Below are 17,234 nucleotides of genomic sequence, written 5' to 3'. Positions count from 1 at the left end.
CCGGCCCCTCGCCGTTTCGCCTACTGGATCTGCTCCGGGGTGACGATCACCCAGTTCCTGTCCGCCGTCACCGGCAGGCCGGCCTTGGCCTGGGCGGCGGAATGCTGCTTGATCATGCCGTTGATCTGCTCCATGTACTTGGCCTTGCGGTTGACCCACAGGTGCACGCCGTTTTCCGCGGTGCCGTTGAACAGCATGTAACCGTCGCTGTCCGGGGTATCGCCGGCGACCAGGATCGGCCGCTTCCAACGGTCGATGTAGGTGAGGATCGCAGCCTGCTTGCCGGCCATCCAGGTCGCCGGGGTCCACAGGTAGGGGGTCACCTCCAGGTCGAGGTTGGCCTTGGGATCGTACTTGCCCTCGGCGATCTGCTTGCGTGCGGTGGTCAGCTCGCCGGTCTTGCGGTTCTTCAGCAGGGTGGTGACGCCGATGACGTTCTCCGGCTTGGCGTTGTAGCCATACCTGGGGTCCGCCGCGACCATCCGCACCAGTTCCTCGTGGGCCGCGCTGATCACGTAGACCTCGATGCCGTTTTCCATCAGCTTGTTGTACAGCTCGCGCTGGCCGCTGAACACGCGCGGCGGCTCGACGTCGAGCGTGGCGAGCTTGTCGCCGTCGTAATAGGTGGCGGGGATCGGCTTGCCGTAGGCCATCAGTTCGTCGACATAGCCCTTCAGTTCCCTGAGGGTGAAGCCTGAGAACACCTGGGCGACCCAGGGATAGCAGACCATGTCGTCGATCTCGCAAAGCCGGTAGTAGTAGCTGAACAGGCTCTCCTTGTGCCCGGCCTGGTCCTTGAACGGGATCAGTTTCAGCGAAGGGTCGAGCCTGTCGCGGGTCAGCACGCCCTTCATTTCCAGATAGGGCAGCAGCGATTCTTCCAGGTCGTAGCGATAGCTGGTGTTGTCCATGTCGAACACGGCGTAGGCGCCCTTGTTCGCGTTGGCCTCGATCAGCGCATTCAGTTGCCTGGCGGCAGGGGCCGGCCAGTGCTCGAGTTCGGTGGCGCTGGCCTGGCCGACTGCGGCGGCGAGCGCCAGCGCGGCGAGTATTCCTTTGGCGAAGGTCATGGCGGGTTCCTTTGGGCGGTTGGAAGGAAGCTCCGTCCCCTGCCGCTCCCGACAGGCAACGACCAACGACCCTAGCGCAAACCCTGCGCCCGGCCCAGCGACGGCAGCGACCTGTAACGTCGCGTCAGCGCCAGGAGTTGTCCGGCGGCGTCACGCCAGCCGCTCGACGACGGGCAGACGCATCGCCGCCACCTCCGCGAGGAGGAAGTCGCGCAATCGCTGGAAGCGTTCCTGTCCCCTGCGGGCGCGAGGCCAGACCAGGTGATAGCTTTCGCCGCTGGCCACCGCCACCGGCCAGGGCAGGCCGATGCGGCCCTGGGCAACATCCTCGGCGACCATCACCAGGTCGCCGATGGACACGCCATAGCCTCGTGCGGCGGCGACGATGCCCAGTTCCAGCGTGTCGAACACCTGGCCGCCCTTGAGCGACACCTCGTCCCCCAGCCCGGTCCGCTGCAGCCAGCGTCGCCAGTCGCGACGATCCGGCGTGGGGTGCAGCAGCTCGCTGTCACGCAGGCGTTGGAGGGTCCAGGGCTCCACGGCCTCGTCGGGATCGCAGACCGGCACCAGCCATTCGGCGAACAGCGCTGCCGTTTCCCATTCCGGGCTGAACTGGCCGCTGCCCAGCAACACCGCGCAGTCGAAAGGCTCGCGCTGGAAATCCACCGAGTCCACATCCATCCAGGCACTGGTGAGCTGCACCTCGATATCCGGGTTCAGGTGGCGGAAGCGGCTCAGGCGCGGTAGCAGCCAGCGCAGGGTAAGGGTGGAAGGCGCCTTCAGGCGCAGGGTGGCGTCGTCCACGCGCAGGGCGGTGCAGGCCCGTTCCAGCGCATCGAAGCCGTCGCGCAGCCCGGGCAGTAGCAGGCGTGCCGGCTCGGTCAGCTGCAACTGGCGGCCATGGCGCTCGAACAGACGACAACCGAAGTGCTCCTCCAGGGTACGGATGTGCCGGCTCACCGCGCTCTGGGTTATCGCCAGTTCCTCGCCGGCGCGGGTGAAAGAGGCGTGCCGGGCGGCAGCCTCGAAGGCGCGCAGGGCATACAGCGGGGGCAGGCGACGGGTCATTGGGGAATTACCTCTTTCATGACTTTTACTCATGCCTGGCATCTTGTTTTTCCTTTTGTGGAGCCATGCCAGTCGCACCGAGAATAGCCGCATTCTCAACGCCGACAGCCCATCGCGGCAACCATCTCCTCCTGAGCCATACTCATCCATGTCCTCGCCATCCCTCGTCGAACTCAAAGCCATCCTGCGCCTGGCGGGCCCGTTGATCGCCGCCCAGCTGGCCTATGTCGCCATGGTCTTCACCGACACCGTGATGATGGGCAAGCTCGGCCCCGACGCGCTGGCCGCCGGCGGCCTGGGCGCGGTCAGCTACGCCTTCGTCTCGACGTTCTGTGTCGGCGTGGTGGCAGCGGTCGGCAACCTGGTGGCGATCCGTCACGGCTGCGACGCCGCCGCTGGCGCCGCCGCGGCCGCTCGCTCCGGACTCTGGGTCGGCGCCGCGCTGGCCCTGGCCGCCGGCCTGCTGCTATGGAACCTGCGGCCGCTGCTCCTGCTCTTCGGCCAGGCGCCGCAGACGGTGGACGGCGCCATGCAGTTCCTCCACAGCCTGACATTCGCCCTGCCCGGCTACATGGCCTTCATGGTCCTGCGCGGCTTCACCAGCGCCATCGACCGCGCCGGCCCGGTGATGGCGATCAGCGTGCTCGGCGCGCTGGCCAACCTGGCTCTCAACTATTCCTTCATAGAAGGCCTGTTCGGCCTGCCGCGCCTGGGCCTGGCCGGTATCGGCCTGGTCACCGCCCTCGTCATGAACTGCATGCCGCTGCTGCTGGCCCTGTATATCCGCCGGCAGCCGGCCTATGCCGCGTACTCGCTGCTGCGCGGACTGGGACGGCCGCAGCGGGCGATGGTCGAGGAGATCCTGCGCCTGGGGCTGCCCATCGGCGGCACCTACGCGGTGGAGTCGGGGATGTTCACGGTCGCCACCCTGTGCATGGGCATCATCGGCGATCACGCCCTGGCCGCGCACCAGATCGCCATCCAGGCGGTATACGTGGCGTTCATGGTGCCGGTGGGGTTGTCGTACGCCACCACCTACCGCATCGGCCAGCATTTCGGCGCCGGCCGCCTGCTCGAAGCACGCCGCGCCGGGCGCGTCGGCATCGGCTTCGGCGCGCTGTGCATGCTGCTCTTCGCCGGGCTCTTCTGGTGGATGCCGGAGGCCATCATCGGCCTGTTCCTCGACCGCGACGCCCCGGCCAACCGGGAGGTGGCCGCGATGGCCGTCTCGCTGCTGGCGATCGCCGCCTGGTTCGAGCTGTTCGACGGCACCCAGAACGTCGCCATGGGCGCGATCCGGGGTCTCAAGGACGCCCGCACCACCTTCCTGGTCGGCCTGGCCTGCTACTGGCTGGTCGGCGTGCCGCTGGCCTGCCTGCTGGCGTTCGCGGCCGGCTGGGGCGCCGCGGGCGTCTGGTGGGGGCTGGCCGGCGGCCTGGCCTGCGCAGCCATCGGCCTGACCCTGGCCTTCGAGTGGAAGACCGCGCGGTTGCTGCCGAAAGCCACGGCCAGCGAGACGTCGGCGCTCAATTGCCGAGCGGCTGGCCGCGGTGCGCCGAGCGCTCGCCGATGCCCAGGAAACGCGCCAGTTCCGCCAGCGGCAGCGGCGGACTGATCCAGTAGCCCTGCACCTGGTCGCAACCGAAATCGCGCAACTGCTCCTGCTGGCGCAGGGTCTCCACGCCTTCGGCAACCACTTCCAGGTTGAGGTTGTGCGCCAGGTTGATCATCGCCCGCACCAGTTGGAAGTTTTCCGCCCGCTGGTCCATGCCGCCGACGAAGCTGCGGTCGATCTTCAACAGGGTGATCGGCAGGCTATTGAGGTGGACGAAGGACGAGAAACCGGTGCCGAAGTCGTCCAGCGAAAAGCGCACGCCCAGTTGGCCGAGCGCCTGCATGGTCTGCAGCACCTGGTCGCTACGCCGCATCACGGCGGTCTCGGTCAGTTCGAACTCGAGCCAGCGCGCGTCGACGCCGTGCTCTTCGATCAACCGTTGCAGGGTCGGCAGCAACTGGCTGTCCTGGAACTGGCGGAACGACAGGTTCACCGCCATGTGCAACGGCTCCAGGCCGCGCCCGTTGAGCCACTGCATGTCGCGCAGGGCGCGGGCGATGACCCAGTAGCCGAGCGGCACGATCAGCCCGCTTTCCTCGGCCAGCGGGACGAACTCGCTGGGCGTGAGCAGGCCCCGCTCGCCGTGGCGCCAGCGCACCAGCGCCTCCAGGCCGACGATACGCCCGCTGTCCAGGCACAGTCGCGGCTGGTAGTGCAGCTCCAGCTCGTCGCGACGCAGCGCCCGGCGCAGTTCGGCTTCGAGGTCGGCGAGGCTGCGCACGCCACGGTTGATGCGTTCGTCGAAGACATGGAAGGTGCAACCCTGGCGGCTCTTGGCCTGCTGCATGGCGATGTGCGCATGCCACATCAGCGGGTCGGCGCCTTCGTCGGCACGGGCGTGGGCGAGGCCCAGGCTGCAACCCAGCAACAGGCTCTCGCCATCGATCCAGTAGGGCTCGCCGAGGCATTCGACGATGCGTTCGGCGACCCGCTCGGCGCGTTGCGGATCGCGACGGGTGTCCAGCAGCAGGGCGAACTCGTCGCTGCCCAGGCGCGCCAGGCTGTCACCGTTCTCCATGAAGCCGCGCAGGCGGTTGACCACCTGCAGGATCAGGCGGTCGCCGCCCTGGTGGCCGAGGGAATCGTTGACGTGACGGAAGTTGTCCAGGTCGAGGTGGCCGAGCACCAGGCCACGCCCGTCGAATTCGCTGAGGCGCGCCGCGAGCAGGGTCTGGAAGCCCTGGCGGTTGGCGATGCCGGTCAGCGGATCCTGCTCGGCGAGCAGTTGCAGGGTTGCCTGCAAGCCCAGGCGCTCGCGCGCGTAGCGCAGGCAGCGGCGCAGGCTGTCCTCGGAGAGCTGTTCGGCGGCCAGCCAGTCGACCACCCCAACCGGCGCCTGCGCCGGCTCCTGCTGCAACAGCAGGATCACCGGCCAGGGGCAGGGAGTCCCCAGCGGCAGGCAGGCCGGCGTGGCCAGGAGCAGCCCGCGGGGCTCGGCGGCGAACAGGGTGGCCGCGCCCTCCCAGGTGGTGACGATGCTCAGCGAAAAGGCAGGCCCCAGCGCTCTCAGGCGTTCACCTAGCAGTGGCGCCCAGTCCGGCGTATCCGCCAGAAGGAGCAGGCGCAAGGGTTCTGCGGGCGCTGACAAGCAACCTCCAAAGTTTTAAGAATCTTCGTAAAGAACGAACGGCATCATCCTAATGCGGTAGGGAATCTACAGCAAAATGGCGTGAACGATCTCGGGATCGGTCACAGCTTGCACGCTAATTCTCGCGGATGCCAGCCAGCCTGTTAGAATACGCCCCCGCTTCAACCCTCTCTTCCGGCCTGTTCCTATGTCCCGACTCAATCCCCGGCAGCAAGAAGCCGTGAACTACGTCGGCGGTCCCCTGCTGGTCCTGGCTGGCGCCGGCTCCGGCAAGACCAGCGTGATCACCCGCAAGATCGCCTATCTCGTCCAGCAGTGCGGTATCCGCGCCCAGTACATCGTCGCCGTGACCTTCACCAACAAGGCCGCGCGGGAGATGAAGGAGCGCGTCGGCACCCTGCTGCGCGGCGGCGAGGGCAAGGGCCTGACCGTCTCGACCTTCCACAACCTCGGCCTGAACATCATCCGCAAGGAACACGAGCGGCTCGGCTACAAGCCCGGTTTCTCGATCTTCGACGAGTCGGACATCAAGGCGCTGCTGACCGACATCATGCAGAAGGAGTATTCCGGGGACGACGGCGTCGACGAGATCAAGAACTACATCGGCGCCTGGAAGAACGACCTGATCCTTCCGGAGGAGGCGCTGGAAAAGGCCCGCAACCCCAAGGAGCAGACCGCCGCGATCGTCTACCTGCATTACCAGCGCACCCTGCGTGCCTACAACGCGGTGGACTTCGACGACCTGATCCTGCAACCGGTGAAGCTGTTCCAGGAACATCCGGACGTCCTCCAGAAGTGGCAGAACAAGGTGCGCTACATGCTGGTGGACGAGTACCAGGACACCAACGCCAGCCAGTACCTGCTGGTCAAGCTGCTGGTGAAGGACCGCGCCCAGTTCACCGTGGTCGGCGACGACGACCAGTCGATCTACGCCTGGCGCGGCGCGCGCCCGGAAAACCTGATGCAGCTGAAGGAAGACTTCCCTTCGCTGAAGGTGGTGATGCTGGAGCAGAACTACCGCTCCACCAGCCGCATCCTCAAGTGCGCGAACGTCCTCATCGCCAACAACCCGCACGTATTCGAGAAGCAGTTGTGGAGCGAGATGGGCCACGGCGATCCGATCCGGGTGATCCGCTGCCGCAACGAGGACGCCGAAGCCGAGCGCATCGCCATGGAGATCCTCACCCTGCACCTGCGCACCGAGCGGCCGTACAGCGAGTTCGCCATCCTCTACCGTGGCAACCACCAGGCCAAGCTGATGGAGCTGAAGCTCCAGCACCACCAGATTCCCTATCGGCTCTCTGGCGGCACCAGCTTCTTCGGGCGCCAGGAAGTGAAGGACCTGATGTCCTACTTCCGCCTGCTGGTGAACCCCGACGACGACAACGCCTTCCTCAGGGTGATCAACGTGCCGCGCCGGGAAATCGGTTCGGCGACCCTGGAGAAGCTCGGCAACTACGCCACCCAGCGCAAGATCTCGATGTACGCCGCCTGCGACGAGATGGGCCTGGCCGAGCACCTCGACAGCCGTTTCCACGAACGCCTGCAACGCTTCAAGCGCTGGATGGACGGTATCCGCCGACAGTGCGCGGAGAACGAGCCGATCGCCGTGCTGCGCAGCATGGTGATGGACATCGACTACGAGAACTGGCTGCGGCAGAACGCCTCCAGCGACAAGGTCGCCGAATTCCGCATGAGCAACGTCTGGTTCCTCATCGAGGCACTGAAGAACACCCTCGAGCGCGACGAGGAAGGCGACATGACCATCGAGCAGGCCATCGCCAAGCTGGTCCTGCGCGACATGCTGGAGCGCCAGCAGGAAGAAGAGGAAGGCGCCGAAGGCGTGCAGATGATGACCCTGCACGCGTCGAAGGGGCTGGAGTTCCCCTACGTGTTCATCATGGGCATGGAGGAAGAGATCCTACCCCACCGTTCCAGCATCGAGGCCGACACGGTGGAAGAGGAGCGCCGCCTGGCCTACGTCGGCATCACCCGCGCGCGGCAGAACCTGGCGATGACCTTCGCCGCCAAGCGCAAGCAATACGGCGAGATCATCGACTGCTCGCCGAGCCGCTTCCTCGACGAACTGCCCCCCGAAGACCTCGAATGGGAAGGCATGGAAGACGCCCCGCAAGAGGTCAAGGCGGCCAAGGGCAACGCCGCCCTCGCCGACATCCGCGCCATGCTCAAGCGCTGAGCCCGCCGCGCCTCGACTGTCTCGATTTTCACAAAAGTGTCTTGCCCGATGCCTAGCCTCGGGCGAGGAACTTTTGCCGCTCCACGCGCGACCAAAATTAGCTAGCTAACGAATTCCATTCGAGGACAGCTTCATGTCGAGCAAGAAAGTCGCCGAGATCGTCGTGGAAACCCTGGAAGCCGCCGGCGTCCGCCATTGCTATGGCATCGTCGGCGACACCCTCAACCATGTCACCGACGCCATCCATCGCAGCCAGATCCAGTGGGTCCACGTGCGCCACGAAGAGGCGGCGGCCTTCGCCGCGGGCGCCGAGTCCTACATCAGCGGACGCCTGACCGCCTGCGCCGGCTCCTGCGGACCGGGCAGCCTGCACTTCATCAACGGCGTCTACGAGGCCCAGCGCAACCGCGCGTCGATGGTGCTGATCGCCAGCCAGATCGTCACCCCGCAACTGGGCATGGAGTTTCCCCAGGAGGTCGACTTCAAGGCGGTCTACGCCAGTTGCTCGGTGTTCTGCGAGCAGGTGCACAGCCCGGAACAGGCGCGCCGGGTGGTGGCCCTGGCCTGCCAGGCGGCGCTCAACCGGCGCGGCGTGGCGGTGGTGATCCTGCCGGCCGACATCAGCCAGGCCACGGTGAAGGACGACCTGCCGTTCTCGGTGCATTTCCCGCAACCGGTGCTGCGCCCCAGCGACGCCGAACTGCAGGATATCGCCCGCCTGCTGGCCCACGGCAAGAAGATCGGCATCTACGCCGGCTCCGGCTGCCAGGGCGCCCACGACCTGCTGGTGGCCCTCGCCGACCGCCTCAAGGCGCCCATCGCGCACACGTCGCGGGCCAAGGACTTCGTCGAGTACGACAACCCCTTCAACATGGGCATGACCGGTATGCTCGGGATCGAGTCCGGCTTCCACATGATGACCGAGTGCGACACCCTCCTGCTGCTCGGCGCCGACTTCGCCTGGGCGCAGTTCTATCCGCAGAAGGCCACCCTGATCCAGGTCGACCGCGACGGCAGCCACCTGGGTCGCCGCCACCCCGTCGATCTCGGCGTGGTCGGCGACGTGATCCCCACCCTCGAGGCGCTCCTGCCGCTGCTCGAAGTCCGCGAGGAACGCAGCTTCCTCGACGAATGCCTGGAGCACCGCGAGCGCTCGCTGCGGACGCTGGAAAAAGAGGAGCAAGCCGGCAAGGGCGAGCTGATCCACCCCCAGCACCTGGTCAGCCTGCTCGACCAGCACGCCAGCGAGGACGCCCTGTTCACCGCCGACGGCGGCTCGGCGATGGTCTGGCTGTTGCGTCACATCCACAGCAACGGCAAGCGCCGCACCCTCACCAGCCTGGTCCACGGCACCATGGCCAACGCCATGCCCCAGGCGCTGGGACTGAAGAAGGCCTACCCCGAGCGCCAGGTGATCTCGATCTCCGGCGACGGCGGCCTGGCCATGCTGCTCGGCGACCTGCTGACGGCCATCCAGGAAAAACTGCCGATCAAGGTAGTGGTGCTGAACAATGCCTCGCTGAACTTCGTCGAGCTGGAACAGAAGGTCGAGGGCCTGCTGGACAACTACACCGACCTGCTCAACCCGGACTTCGCCCGGCTCGCCGAGGTCATCGGCTTCCACGGGCGCAAGGTGACGCGCTCCGAGGATCTCGAGGCGGCGGTGCAGGAGTTCCTCGCCCAGCCCGGTCCGGCGCTGCTGGACGTGCATACCAACCCTGCGGAGCTGGTGATGCCGCCGAAGATCGAGTTCGGCCAGGTCGCCGACACCGCGCTCTACGCCGCCAAGGCCGTGCTCAGCGGGCGCTTCAAGGACGTCGAGACGCTACTGGTGAACAACCTGCTGAAATGAGCCGGCAGCGGCGCGGCCCGCCTGCCACGGGGCCGCGCCGGGCAGGCGCGGATTCCTGACCGCTCGATCATGTTCGCTCGTCCGAGAGAACGTCGCGCGCGGCGCCGGCTGGCGGTACAATGCCGCGCTTCATCAGCGACAGCCGCTTCGCAGGAAGCCACCCGTGGACATTCTCAAAGACAAAATCCGCTCGGAAGGCATCGTCCTTTCCGAGCATGTACTCAAGGTCGACGCCTTTCTCAACCACCAGATCGACCCGCAGCTGATGCAGCAGGTCGGTCACGCGTTCGCCACGCGCTTCCGCGACCAGGGCATCACCAAGATCGTCACCATCGAGGCTTCCGGCATCGCCCCGGCGGTCATGGCCGGCCTGGAGCTGGGCGTCCCGGTGATCTTCGCCCGCAAGTACCAGTCGCTGACCCTGAAGGACAACCTGTACATCTCCAAGGTGTTCTCCTTCACCAAGCAGACCGAGAGCACCATCGCCATCTCGGCCAAGCACCTGAACGCCCACGACCACGTGCTGGTGATCGACGACTTCCTCGCCAACGGCCATGCCGCCAAGGCGCTGATCGACCTGATCGGCCAGGCCGGCGCGAGCATCGCCGGGCTCGGCATCGTCATCGAGAAATCCTTCCAGGATGGCCGCGCCCTGCTGGAAAGCGAAGGCTACCGGGTCGAGTCCCTGGCCCGGGTGAAATCGCTGGCCGGCGGCCAGGTCGAGTTCCTCGACTGAGCGCCACTCAGCCCCGCTCTTCCTGGCTGGCCCGCAGGCCGGCCAGCAACAAGCGCTGGTAGAGTTCCTCGCGAAGCCCCTGCGGATCGTCCAGGTCCATGCGCCGCAGATGCGCCGGGTAGGCTTCTGGCTCCGGCGCGTCCAGGGTCGCCTTGCCCAGTTCGAGGATCTCGCTCAGCTTCAGCTTGCGCTTGAGCCAACCCAACGCCCGCAGCAGGTCCTGCTCGACCTCGTCGAAATCGCTGCCCAGGGGAAACTCCGGCAGCGCCGCTGCGTGGGCCTGGTGCAAGGCCTGCAGGCGCTCCGGGGTATTGTTGCGATAGCGTTCGGGCAGGACGAAATCCTTCGGCAGCTTGCCGGCCGCCCGGGCCTGCTCGGCCAGCGCCTGCTGGAAACGCGAGTCGGCGATGGCCAGCAGCGCGGCGATCACTTCCGCGTCGTTCTTGCCGCGCAGGTCGGCGATCCCATACTCGGTCACCACCATGTCACGCAAGTGCCGGGGAATGGTGGTGTGGGCGTACTGCCAGACGATGTTCGAACTGACTTCCCCGCCGGATTCGCGCCAGCTACGCAGCATCAGGATCGAACGTGCGCCCTCCAGCTCGTGGGCCTGGGCGACGAAGTTGTACTGCCCGCCGACGCCACTGAGCACCCGGCCGTCCTCCAGCTGGTCGGCGACCCCGGCGCCGAGCAAGGTCACGGTGAAGGCGCTGTTGATGAAGCGCGCGTCGCGCCGCTGCAGGCGCTTCAGCTCTTCCTGGCGGTACAGGTTGTTGACGAAGCCGATGCCGGTCATGCCGATCCCGGCGCGCTCTTCCAGCGACATCTCGCGCAGGCGCCGGTAGAACGCCAACGGACCGAGGAAGAAGCCGCCGTGCAACCACACCCCGCCCTCCACCGGCGCCTCACCGCGCTCGGCGGCACGCTGTCGCGCTTCGTCGGGGTAGACCCGGCGGCTCAGCACGCCGGCCTCGGCCAGCGCCAGCAGACCCGGCACGAACATCTCGCTGCAACCGTAGAGCCCCCGGCGGAACGGCTCCAGGCCGCCGTCGCGCTCGACCGTCTCGGCCCAGCGCGCACGCACCCCCAGCTCGTCGATCAACGCCCGGTAGGTGGCGTTGTCGCGCTGGCGCAGCAGCAGGGCGGCGGTCAGCGCGTCGCCCATCGAGCCGATGCCGATCTGCAGGGTGCCGCCGTCGCGCACCAGCGCGCTGGCGTGGAGACCGATGCAGTGATCCTGCAGGTTGACCGGCATGTTCGGCGTGGAGAACAGCCGGCTGCTTTCCGCCGGCGCGTCGATCAGCAGGTCAAATACCGACTCCTCGACCTCGGCGTCGCCCGGCAGGTAGGGCAGGTCATCGTGGACCATGCCGATGGCGACGATGGTCTCGCCGGCGGCGCGACGCTTCTCCAGCATCGGCAGGAGGTCCAGGGTGATATCCGGGTTGCAGGCCAGGCTCAGCTTGCCCGGCCGCTCGGGATGCCGCGCCACCAGTTGCGCCACCGCGTTGACGCCCTTGGCGTTGATGTCGCGGGCGACGTGGCTGTAGTTGCAACTGATGTAGTGCTGCTGCGCCGGCGCGCTGTCCAGCAGACTGCCGGGCTGCAGGTAGAACTCCTCGACGCGGATGTTCGCCGGCAGTTCGTCGCGGCGCAGGGCGTGCAGGTAATCCAGCTCCGGGTAGTCGGCGAAGACCCGTTCGGCGAAAGGCTCGAGGAAACGCCGTTGCAGGTCGCCGCCAGCGGCGGGACGCCCCAGGGAAAGCGCGGTATACAGCGTCAGCTGGCGCTCCGGCAGGGTCCGCAGCCGCTGGTACAACGCATTGACCAGTCGGTTGGGCTTACCCAGCCCGAGGGGCAGGCCCATGCGGATCGGGCCCTTGATGGTCTGCAGCAAGTGATCGACTGCGGCGTCGATGGAACAGGTTCGGCTCAAGACGATGCCCTCCGGCGAATGGGTAGCCGGAAGTTTGGACCCTGTTTGCCGGCGGGACGATCCGCCAGCGGGAAAAACCCGCACCGCGGATACGAAAAAGCCGCCAGGAGGCGGCTTTTCGCGACACTGTCCCGGCGTTGTTACAGACCGGACATATGCTTGATCGCGGCTTTCAGCTCGTCGTCCGAGCAATCGGCGCAGGTGCCTTTCGGCGGCATGGCGTTGATACCGGAAATCGCCTTGGCCAGCAGGCCATCGAGGCCGCCCTGCTCCTTGGCGCGCTTGCCCCACTCGGCCTTGTCGCCAACCTTCGGCGCGCCCAGCAGGCCAGTGCCGTGGCAGGTGTTGCAGGTCTTGCCGACGATGTCTTCGCCGGAACGCGCACCGCCGCCACCGGCGGCTGCCGCGACGGCGCCGACGCCTTCGCATTCCTTGCCTTGTACGCAGACCTTGCCTACCGGCTCGAGGCGCTTGGCGATCGCATCGTCAGTGGTCGTAGCCTGAGCGCTTACAGCCCACAGGGCCAACACGGCAGCTTGGGCCGCCAGCATTTTTTTAATCAGGTTCACCCTTACACCCTCATCGTGGCTTATCACACCCGGGCACGATACCGATCACTGCGGGCCGCGCGGGCGGGCGCAAGTATAACGGCAAAGAAAGCCCGGCAGAAACAATTGCACACCCTCGCAAAGCCTTGCGGCATTAGGTCGCAGCCCCGCATGCCCCTTGTCGGCCGGCGCCCTTCGGGCCCGGCGGGGTCTTGTGCTTCAGGTCAGAAATTTGCGGGCGTGGTGGCGCTGATCAAGCGTGCCGGCACATCGTAGGGATTGCGAAAACGGTGCGGCTTGTTGCTCTCGAAATAGTAGCTGTCGCCGCGCTCGAGCACATAGGTCTCGCTGCCGACGGTCAGTTCCAGGCGCCCGTCGACCAGCACCCCGGCCTCCTCGCCTTCGTGGTTGAGCATTTCCTCGCCGGTGTCGGAGCCCGGCGGGTAGGTTTCGTCGAGGAAGGCGATCGCCCGGCTCGGGTGCGCCTTGCCCACCAGGCGCATGGACACCGCGCCGCTGGAAATGTCGATCAGTTCGTCTGCCTTGTAGACAACCTGGGTATGGCTGTCCTGCTCCAGGTCCAGGGAGAAGAACTCCACCAGGGACATGGGGATACCGCCCAGCACCTTCTTCAGCGAACTGATGGAAGGGCTCACGCTGTTTTTCTCGATCATCGAGATAGTGCTGTTGGTGACACCCGCCCGTTTGGCGAGTTCGCGCTGGGAAAGACCTTTGAGCTTTCGGATGGTTTGCAGACGAGCACCGACGTCCAAGGGTGGAGTCCTCCTTATTCTTCTGGCAGGCAAGGCAAAACGAGGCCGCACACGGCTGGCGACCCCAAGTCGGCCGTATCATGGCAACACTGTTCAGTATTTACAACAGATCGGTCGACATGCCTGCGCAAAGAATTCGGAAAGTTTTTCTCAAGCCCCGGAATAGACGCGCGGCACCCTTTTCAGGTTGCACAGCAGCTGGTAGGGAATGCTGCCGAACTGCGCCGCCAGGGCGCCGACCGGCACGTTCGGGCCCCATAGTTCGACCCGGCTGCCCAGCCCGGCCTGGGGATGGTCGGTAAGGTCGACGGTGAGCATGTCCATCGATACCCGGCCAACCAGGCGCCCCGGCTTGCCGTCGATGAACACCAGGGTGCCGTCGGCGGCGTGCCGCGGATAGCCATCGGCGTAGCCCATGGCGACCACGCCGATGCGCTGGCTACGCTCGGTGCTGTAGCGCGCGCCGTAGCCGACCGGTTCGCCGGCCGGCAGGTCGCGGACGCTGATCACCTTCGATTCCAGGGTCATCACCGGGCGCAAGCGGTCGGCCAGCGGATGTGCGCGCTCGAACGGCGTGGCTCCGTAGAGCAGGATGCCCGGACGTACCCAATCGCTGGGCACCTTCGGCCAGCCGAGCACGGCTGGCGAATTGCGCAGGCTGATCTCGCCTTCCAGGCCCTGGCTCGCGGCCGCGAAGGCGGCGAGCTGTTCCTCGGTGCGCGGGCAATCCAGTTCGTCGGCGCGGGAGAAGTGACTCATCATCACGATCTTCGCCACCTTGCCGCTGGCCCGCAGGCGCTCGTGGGCGGCGCGGAAGTCCTCGGGGAAGAAGCCGACGCGGTGCATGCCCGAATCCATCTTCAGCCAGACGTTCAGCGGGCGGGCCAGGCTGGCGCGTTCGATCGCCTCCAATTGCCAGGCGCAATGCACCACGCACCAGAAGTCGTGGGCGACGATCAGCTCCAGCTCGGACGCCTCGAAGAAGCCCTCCAGCAGCAGGATCGGCTGGCGGATACCGGCCTCGCGCAGCTCCAGGCCCTCCTCGATGCAGGCCACGGCGAAGCCATCGGCCTCGGCCGCCAGCGCTTCGGCACAGCGCACCGCGCCGTGGCCGTATGCGTCCGCCTTGATCACCGCGAGCGCACGGGCGCCGGTGGCCTCGCGGGCCAGCCGATAGTTGTGACGAAGGGCTTGCAGGTCGATCAGGGCACGGGCGGGGCGCATGGCGACGGGTCTCTCTTCAGCGAGGTGCGGCATCGCGCACCTTTCATCAGGCGAAAAAAAGCCCGGCTCTCCGGCCGGGCCAGACAAAACTCAGGGCAGCGCAGCGACCACCGACATCTCTACCAGGATCTCCGGCTCACAGAGCTTGGCTTCGACGGTGGCCCGCGCCGGCGCGACGCCGCGCGGCAGCCACTGGTCCCAGACGCGGTTCATGCCTTCGAAGTCGGCGTCGATGTCCTTCAGGTAGATGGTCACCGAGAGGATCCGGGTCTTGTCGGTGCCGGCCTCTTCCAGCAGACGCTCGATGGCCGCCAGGGTCTCGCGGGTCTGCTGCTCGACGCCCGCGGACATGTCCTCGCCCACCTGGCCCGCCAGGTAGACGGTGCCGTTGTGGACGACGATCTGGCTCATACGCTCGTTAGTGTGCTGGCGCTGGATGGGCATTCTTGGCGTTCTCCGGGGAATTGCTGTAGCGGGAAATATCCAGGCCTTCGGTGCTGATCTGCGGGCGCTTCTTCGCCATCAGGTCGGCCAGGTAGCGACCCGACCCGCAGGCCATGGTCCAACCCAGGGTGCCGTGGCCGGTATTGAGGAACAGGTTGCGGTAGCGGGTGGCGCCGACGATCGGGGTGCCATCCGGGGTCGCCGGGCGCAGGCCGGTCCAGAAGGTCGCCTGGCTGATGTCGCCGCCCTCGGGATAGAGGTCGGTGGTGATCATTTCCAGGGTTTCGCGGCGACGCGGGTTCAGTGACAGGTCGAAGCCGGCGATTTCCGCCATGCCGCCGACGCGGATGCGCTGGTCGAAGCGGGTGATCGCCACCTTGTAGGTCTCGTCGAGGATGGTCGAGGTCGGCGCCATCTCCGGGTTGGTGATCGGCACGGTCAGCGAGTAGCCCTTCAGCGGATAGACCGGAGCCTTGATACCCAGCGGCTTGAGCAGTTGCGGCGAGTAGCTGCCCAGGGCCAGCACGTAGTGGTCGGCGGTGAGCAATTCGCCGTTGACCAGCACACCGTTGATGCGGTCGCCGGCGAAGTCCAGGCGTTCGATGTTCTGGCCGAAGCGGAACTCCACGCCCAGGCCCTTGGCCATTTCCGCCAGGCGGGTGGTGAACAGTTGGCAGTCGCCAGTCTGGTCGTTGGGCAGGCGCAGGGCACCGACCAGCTTGTCGGCGACCTTGGCCAGGGCCGGCTCGACGCGGGCGATGCCGTCGCGGTCGAGAACCTCGTAGGGCACGCCGGAGCGCTCGAGCACGGCGATGTCCTTGCCGGCGGCGTCCAGCTGCGCCTGGGTGCGGAACAGTTGGGTGGTGCCGAGGGTGCGGCCCTCGTAGGCGATGCCGGTCTCGGCGCGCAGTTCGTCGAGGCAATCGCGGCTGTACTCGGACAGGCGGACCATGCGCTCCTTGTTCACCGCGTAGCGCTCGGCGGTGCAGTTGCGCAGCATCTGCAGCATCCAGGCGTACTGGCTGGGATCGGAGGTGAGCTTGATGGCCAGCGGCGCGTGCTTTTCCAGCAGCCACTTCATGGCCTTCAGAGGAATGCCCGGGGCTGCCCAGGGCGAAGCGTAGCCGGGAGACACCTGGCCGGCGTTGGCGAAGCTGGTTTCCAGCGCGGGACCGTCCTGACGGTCGACCACCACCACCTCGAACCCGGCTCGGGCCAGGTAATACGCACTGGCGGTACCGATGACACCGCTGCCAAGGACCAGAACTCGCATTGTCGCCTCCCACGTCGCGGAGGAACCGCGGACGTTTGTTATTTTGAGCGTGTAGATGCGCGCAGTATAGGAAGAGGCAGGCAGAAATAATCACCAATTTTAGGCGACTACTCAGGTAAAAAACCGGACAAATAGGGGTTTTACCGAGGCGCATCCACCATAAAACTGGAAAAATACCGCATATTTAAATGATCGAACTCAGGCCGGGAGCCGCTTTTTCGGGAAAGCCTGTCGCAGAATCCATGGAAAACGACAGGAGTCCCTAGGGGAAGCAATCGCGACAGGAAAAATCCCGCGGACGCTGCCCGGCCCTTGCGATCGGAGCAGCGTCCCAGAGGGCTCGCAGAGCCTTCGCGCTATTTCTTCACCCACTTGCCGCCAACCTGGACGTACTGCCCGGCAGGGGTTTTCTCCATCGCCTTCTTGCCGGCCATGGCCTCCACGTCGGCCAGCGAAGCGCCGCTGCTGTTGGCCACCTTCTGGTATTCGGCGCGCCGCGCGGCATTGATCTGCGCGGCGATGTCCGCCGCCTGGCCGCTGTTGCTGACCACGCCAAGGTAACCGTCCGCCTGCTCGCCGACCAGGCCCTGGGCCTTGGCGCCGCCAAGGGCCGACATGGCCTGGCCGAGGTCCATCGCCATGGCGGAAAGGCTGATGCCGAGGGCCAGCAGGGCGATACTGAGTTTGCTACGGGTTGTCATGGATCCGCTCCTTTAGAACAGGCCGCTGTTCTCGTTGATGATGCCGTCCAGAGCCTTGTCGACCTTGATGTAGATCTCGTGCTCGATTTTCACGTTGAGATTGATGTTGATCGGCTCGCTGGGAGCCGCCAGCTGCACGGTGGGCGTGCAGGCCATCGTCAGGCTGCCCAGCAGCAGGACAGCGAATAGAGCGCAGAGGCGCATCGGGG

15 protein-coding genes are annotated in these 17,234 nt (G+C 66.2%); 4 read left to right on the top strand and 11 right to left on the bottom strand.

The features are described 5' to 3' along the window. Nucleotides 1-20: 20 nt before the first annotated feature. Together pchP and HMPREF2924_RS04915 are read right to left on the bottom strand one after the other, a co-directional pair. Complete coding sequence (gene pchP, locus HMPREF2924_RS04920) at nucleotides 21-1,070, bottom strand: phosphorylcholine phosphatase (protein WP_003110458.1); 1,050 nt, start codon at nucleotides 1,068-1,070, stop codon at nucleotides 21-23. Between the two features lie 150 nt (nucleotides 1,071-1,220). Continuing rightward, on the bottom strand, nucleotides 1,221-2,138 hold the full coding sequence (locus HMPREF2924_RS04915) for a LysR substrate-binding domain-containing protein (RefSeq protein ID WP_004352313.1): 918 nt from the start codon (nucleotides 2,136-2,138) through the stop codon (nucleotides 1,221-1,223). A gap of 148 nt (nucleotides 2,139-2,286) precedes the next feature. Between HMPREF2924_RS04915 and HMPREF2924_RS04910 the strand changes: the two genes are divergently transcribed. Beyond that, on the top strand, nucleotides 2,287-3,753 hold the full coding sequence (locus tag HMPREF2924_RS04910) for a NorM family multidrug efflux MATE transporter (RefSeq protein ID WP_070700384.1): 1,467 nt from the start codon (nucleotides 2,287-2,289) through the stop codon (nucleotides 3,751-3,753). On the opposite strand, the gene HMPREF2924_RS04905 is transcribed toward HMPREF2924_RS04910, so the two are convergent. Further along, nucleotides 3,665-5,341 (bottom strand): putative bifunctional diguanylate cyclase/phosphodiesterase, encoded by a 1,677-nt coding sequence (locus tag HMPREF2924_RS04905; RefSeq protein WP_003121292.1) that lies wholly within the window; start codon nucleotides 5,339-5,341, stop codon nucleotides 3,665-3,667. The two genes, HMPREF2924_RS04910 and HMPREF2924_RS04905, sit on opposite strands and share 89 nt — an antisense overlap. Before the next feature lie 187 nt (nucleotides 5,342-5,528). Between HMPREF2924_RS04905 and rep the strand changes: the two genes are divergently transcribed. The 3 genes from rep to HMPREF2924_RS04890 all read left to right on the top strand — a co-directional run bounded on the left by rep (nucleotide 5,529) and on the right by HMPREF2924_RS04890 (nucleotide 10,126). After that, a complete protein-coding gene (gene rep / locus HMPREF2924_RS04900; protein ID WP_003110454.1) occupies nucleotides 5,529-7,538 on the top strand; it encodes a DNA helicase Rep in 2,010 nt (669 codons plus the stop codon). A 133-nt stretch (nucleotides 7,539-7,671) separates the two neighbouring features. Beyond that, the gene (locus tag HMPREF2924_RS04895) at nucleotides 7,672-9,390 is read left to right on the top strand and encodes a thiamine pyrophosphate-dependent enzyme (RefSeq protein WP_003136242.1); all 1,719 of its coding nucleotides are present in this window, start codon (nucleotides 7,672-7,674) and stop codon (nucleotides 9,388-9,390) included. Between the two features lie 163 nt (nucleotides 9,391-9,553). Beyond that, complete coding sequence (locus HMPREF2924_RS04890) at nucleotides 9,554-10,126, top strand: xanthine phosphoribosyltransferase (protein WP_003110452.1); 573 nt, start codon at nucleotides 9,554-9,556, stop codon at nucleotides 10,124-10,126. 7 nt (nucleotides 10,127-10,133) lie between these two features. Here the strand turns inward: HMPREF2924_RS04890 and HMPREF2924_RS04885 are convergent, their stop codons facing one another. The 8 genes from HMPREF2924_RS04885 to HMPREF2924_RS04850 all read right to left on the bottom strand — a co-directional run bounded on the left by HMPREF2924_RS04885 (nucleotide 10,134) and on the right by HMPREF2924_RS04850 (nucleotide 17,229). Next, complete coding sequence (locus tag HMPREF2924_RS04885) at nucleotides 10,134-11,993, bottom strand: acetyl-CoA hydrolase/transferase C-terminal domain-containing protein (RefSeq protein ID WP_073660206.1); 1,860 nt, start codon at nucleotides 11,991-11,993, stop codon at nucleotides 10,134-10,136. A 209-nt stretch (nucleotides 11,994-12,202) separates the two neighbouring features. Then, nucleotides 12,203-12,631: a c-type cytochrome gene (locus HMPREF2924_RS04880; protein ID WP_003096511.1), complete on the bottom strand. Its 429-nt coding sequence runs from the start codon at nucleotides 12,629-12,631 to the stop codon at nucleotides 12,203-12,205. A gap of 203 nt (nucleotides 12,632-12,834) precedes the next feature. After that, entirely contained in the window at nucleotides 12,835-13,383 is a 549-nt protein-coding gene (locus tag HMPREF2924_RS04875) for a cupin domain-containing protein (RefSeq protein ID WP_003096513.1), read from the bottom strand. A gap of 150 nt (nucleotides 13,384-13,533) precedes the next feature. Continuing rightward, complete coding sequence (gene alr / locus HMPREF2924_RS04870) at nucleotides 13,534-14,607, bottom strand: alanine racemase (protein WP_003096515.1); 1,074 nt, start codon at nucleotides 14,605-14,607, stop codon at nucleotides 13,534-13,536. A 90-nt stretch (nucleotides 14,608-14,697) separates the two neighbouring features. Next, nucleotides 14,698-15,051 (bottom strand): RidA family protein, encoded by a 354-nt coding sequence (locus HMPREF2924_RS04865; RefSeq protein ID WP_003098273.1) that lies wholly within the window; start codon nucleotides 15,049-15,051, stop codon nucleotides 14,698-14,700. After that, complete coding sequence (gene dadA / locus HMPREF2924_RS04860; RefSeq protein WP_003098274.1) at nucleotides 15,026-16,324, bottom strand: D-amino acid dehydrogenase; 1,299 nt, start codon at nucleotides 16,322-16,324, stop codon at nucleotides 15,026-15,028. The genes HMPREF2924_RS04865 and dadA overlap by 26 nt, the downstream gene beginning before the upstream one ends. A 356-nt stretch (nucleotides 16,325-16,680) precedes the next feature. Then, entirely contained in the window at nucleotides 16,681-17,025 is a 345-nt protein-coding gene (locus HMPREF2924_RS04855) for a YdbL family probable chaperone protein (RefSeq protein ID WP_004364663.1), read from the bottom strand. A gap of 12 nt (nucleotides 17,026-17,037) precedes the next feature. Further along, complete coding sequence (locus tag HMPREF2924_RS04850) at nucleotides 17,038-17,229, bottom strand: YnbE family lipoprotein (RefSeq protein ID WP_003096523.1); 192 nt, start codon at nucleotides 17,227-17,229, stop codon at nucleotides 17,038-17,040. Between the last annotated feature and the right edge of the window lie 5 nt (nucleotides 17,230-17,234).

Origin of the sequence: Pseudomonas sp. HMSC063H08 (assembly GCF_001813645.1) — a bacterium.
In the GTDB taxonomy this organism is placed as follows: Bacteria; Pseudomonadota; Gammaproteobacteria; order Pseudomonadales; family Pseudomonadaceae; genus Pseudomonas; species Pseudomonas aeruginosa.
This window is presented reverse-complemented; position numbering and strand designations above follow the sequence as displayed.

Bases quoted from the DNA above. Each gene is read 5' to 3' on its own strand.
- pchP (WP_003110458.1), bottom strand. From the start codon at position 1,070: ATGACCTTCGCCAAAGGAATACTCGCCGCGCTGGCGCTCGCCGCCGCA.
- HMPREF2924_RS04915 (WP_004352313.1), bottom strand. From the start codon at position 2,138: ATGACCCGTCGCCTGCCCCCGCTGTATGCCCTGCGCGCCTTCGAGGCT.
- HMPREF2924_RS04910 (WP_070700384.1), top strand. From the start codon at position 2,287: ATGTCCTCGCCATCCCTCGTCGAACTCAAAGCCATCCTGCGCCTGGCG.
- rep (WP_003110454.1), top strand. From the start codon at position 5,529: ATGTCCCGACTCAATCCCCGGCAGCAAGAAGCCGTGAACTACGTCGGC.
- HMPREF2924_RS04895 (WP_003136242.1), top strand. From the start codon at position 7,672: ATGTCGAGCAAGAAAGTCGCCGAGATCGTCGTGGAAACCCTGGAAGCC.
- HMPREF2924_RS04885 (WP_073660206.1), bottom strand. From the start codon at position 11,993: ATGGGCCTGCCCCTCGGGCTGGGTAAGCCCAACCGACTGGTCAATGCG.
- alr (WP_003096515.1), bottom strand. From the start codon at position 14,607: ATGCGCCCCGCCCGTGCCCTGATCGACCTGCAAGCCCTTCGTCACAAC.
- HMPREF2924_RS04865 (WP_003098273.1), bottom strand. From the start codon at position 15,051: ATGCCCATCCAGCGCCAGCACACTAACGAGCGTATGAGCCAGATCGTC.
- dadA (WP_003098274.1), bottom strand. From the start codon at position 16,324: ATGCGAGTTCTGGTCCTTGGCAGCGGTGTCATCGGTACCGCCAGTGCG.
- HMPREF2924_RS04855 (WP_004364663.1), bottom strand. From the start codon at position 17,025: ATGACAACCCGTAGCAAACTCAGTATCGCCCTGCTGGCCCTCGGCATC.
- HMPREF2924_RS04850 (WP_003096523.1), bottom strand. From the start codon at position 17,229: ATGCGCCTCTGCGCTCTATTCGCTGTCCTGCTGCTGGGCAGCCTGACG.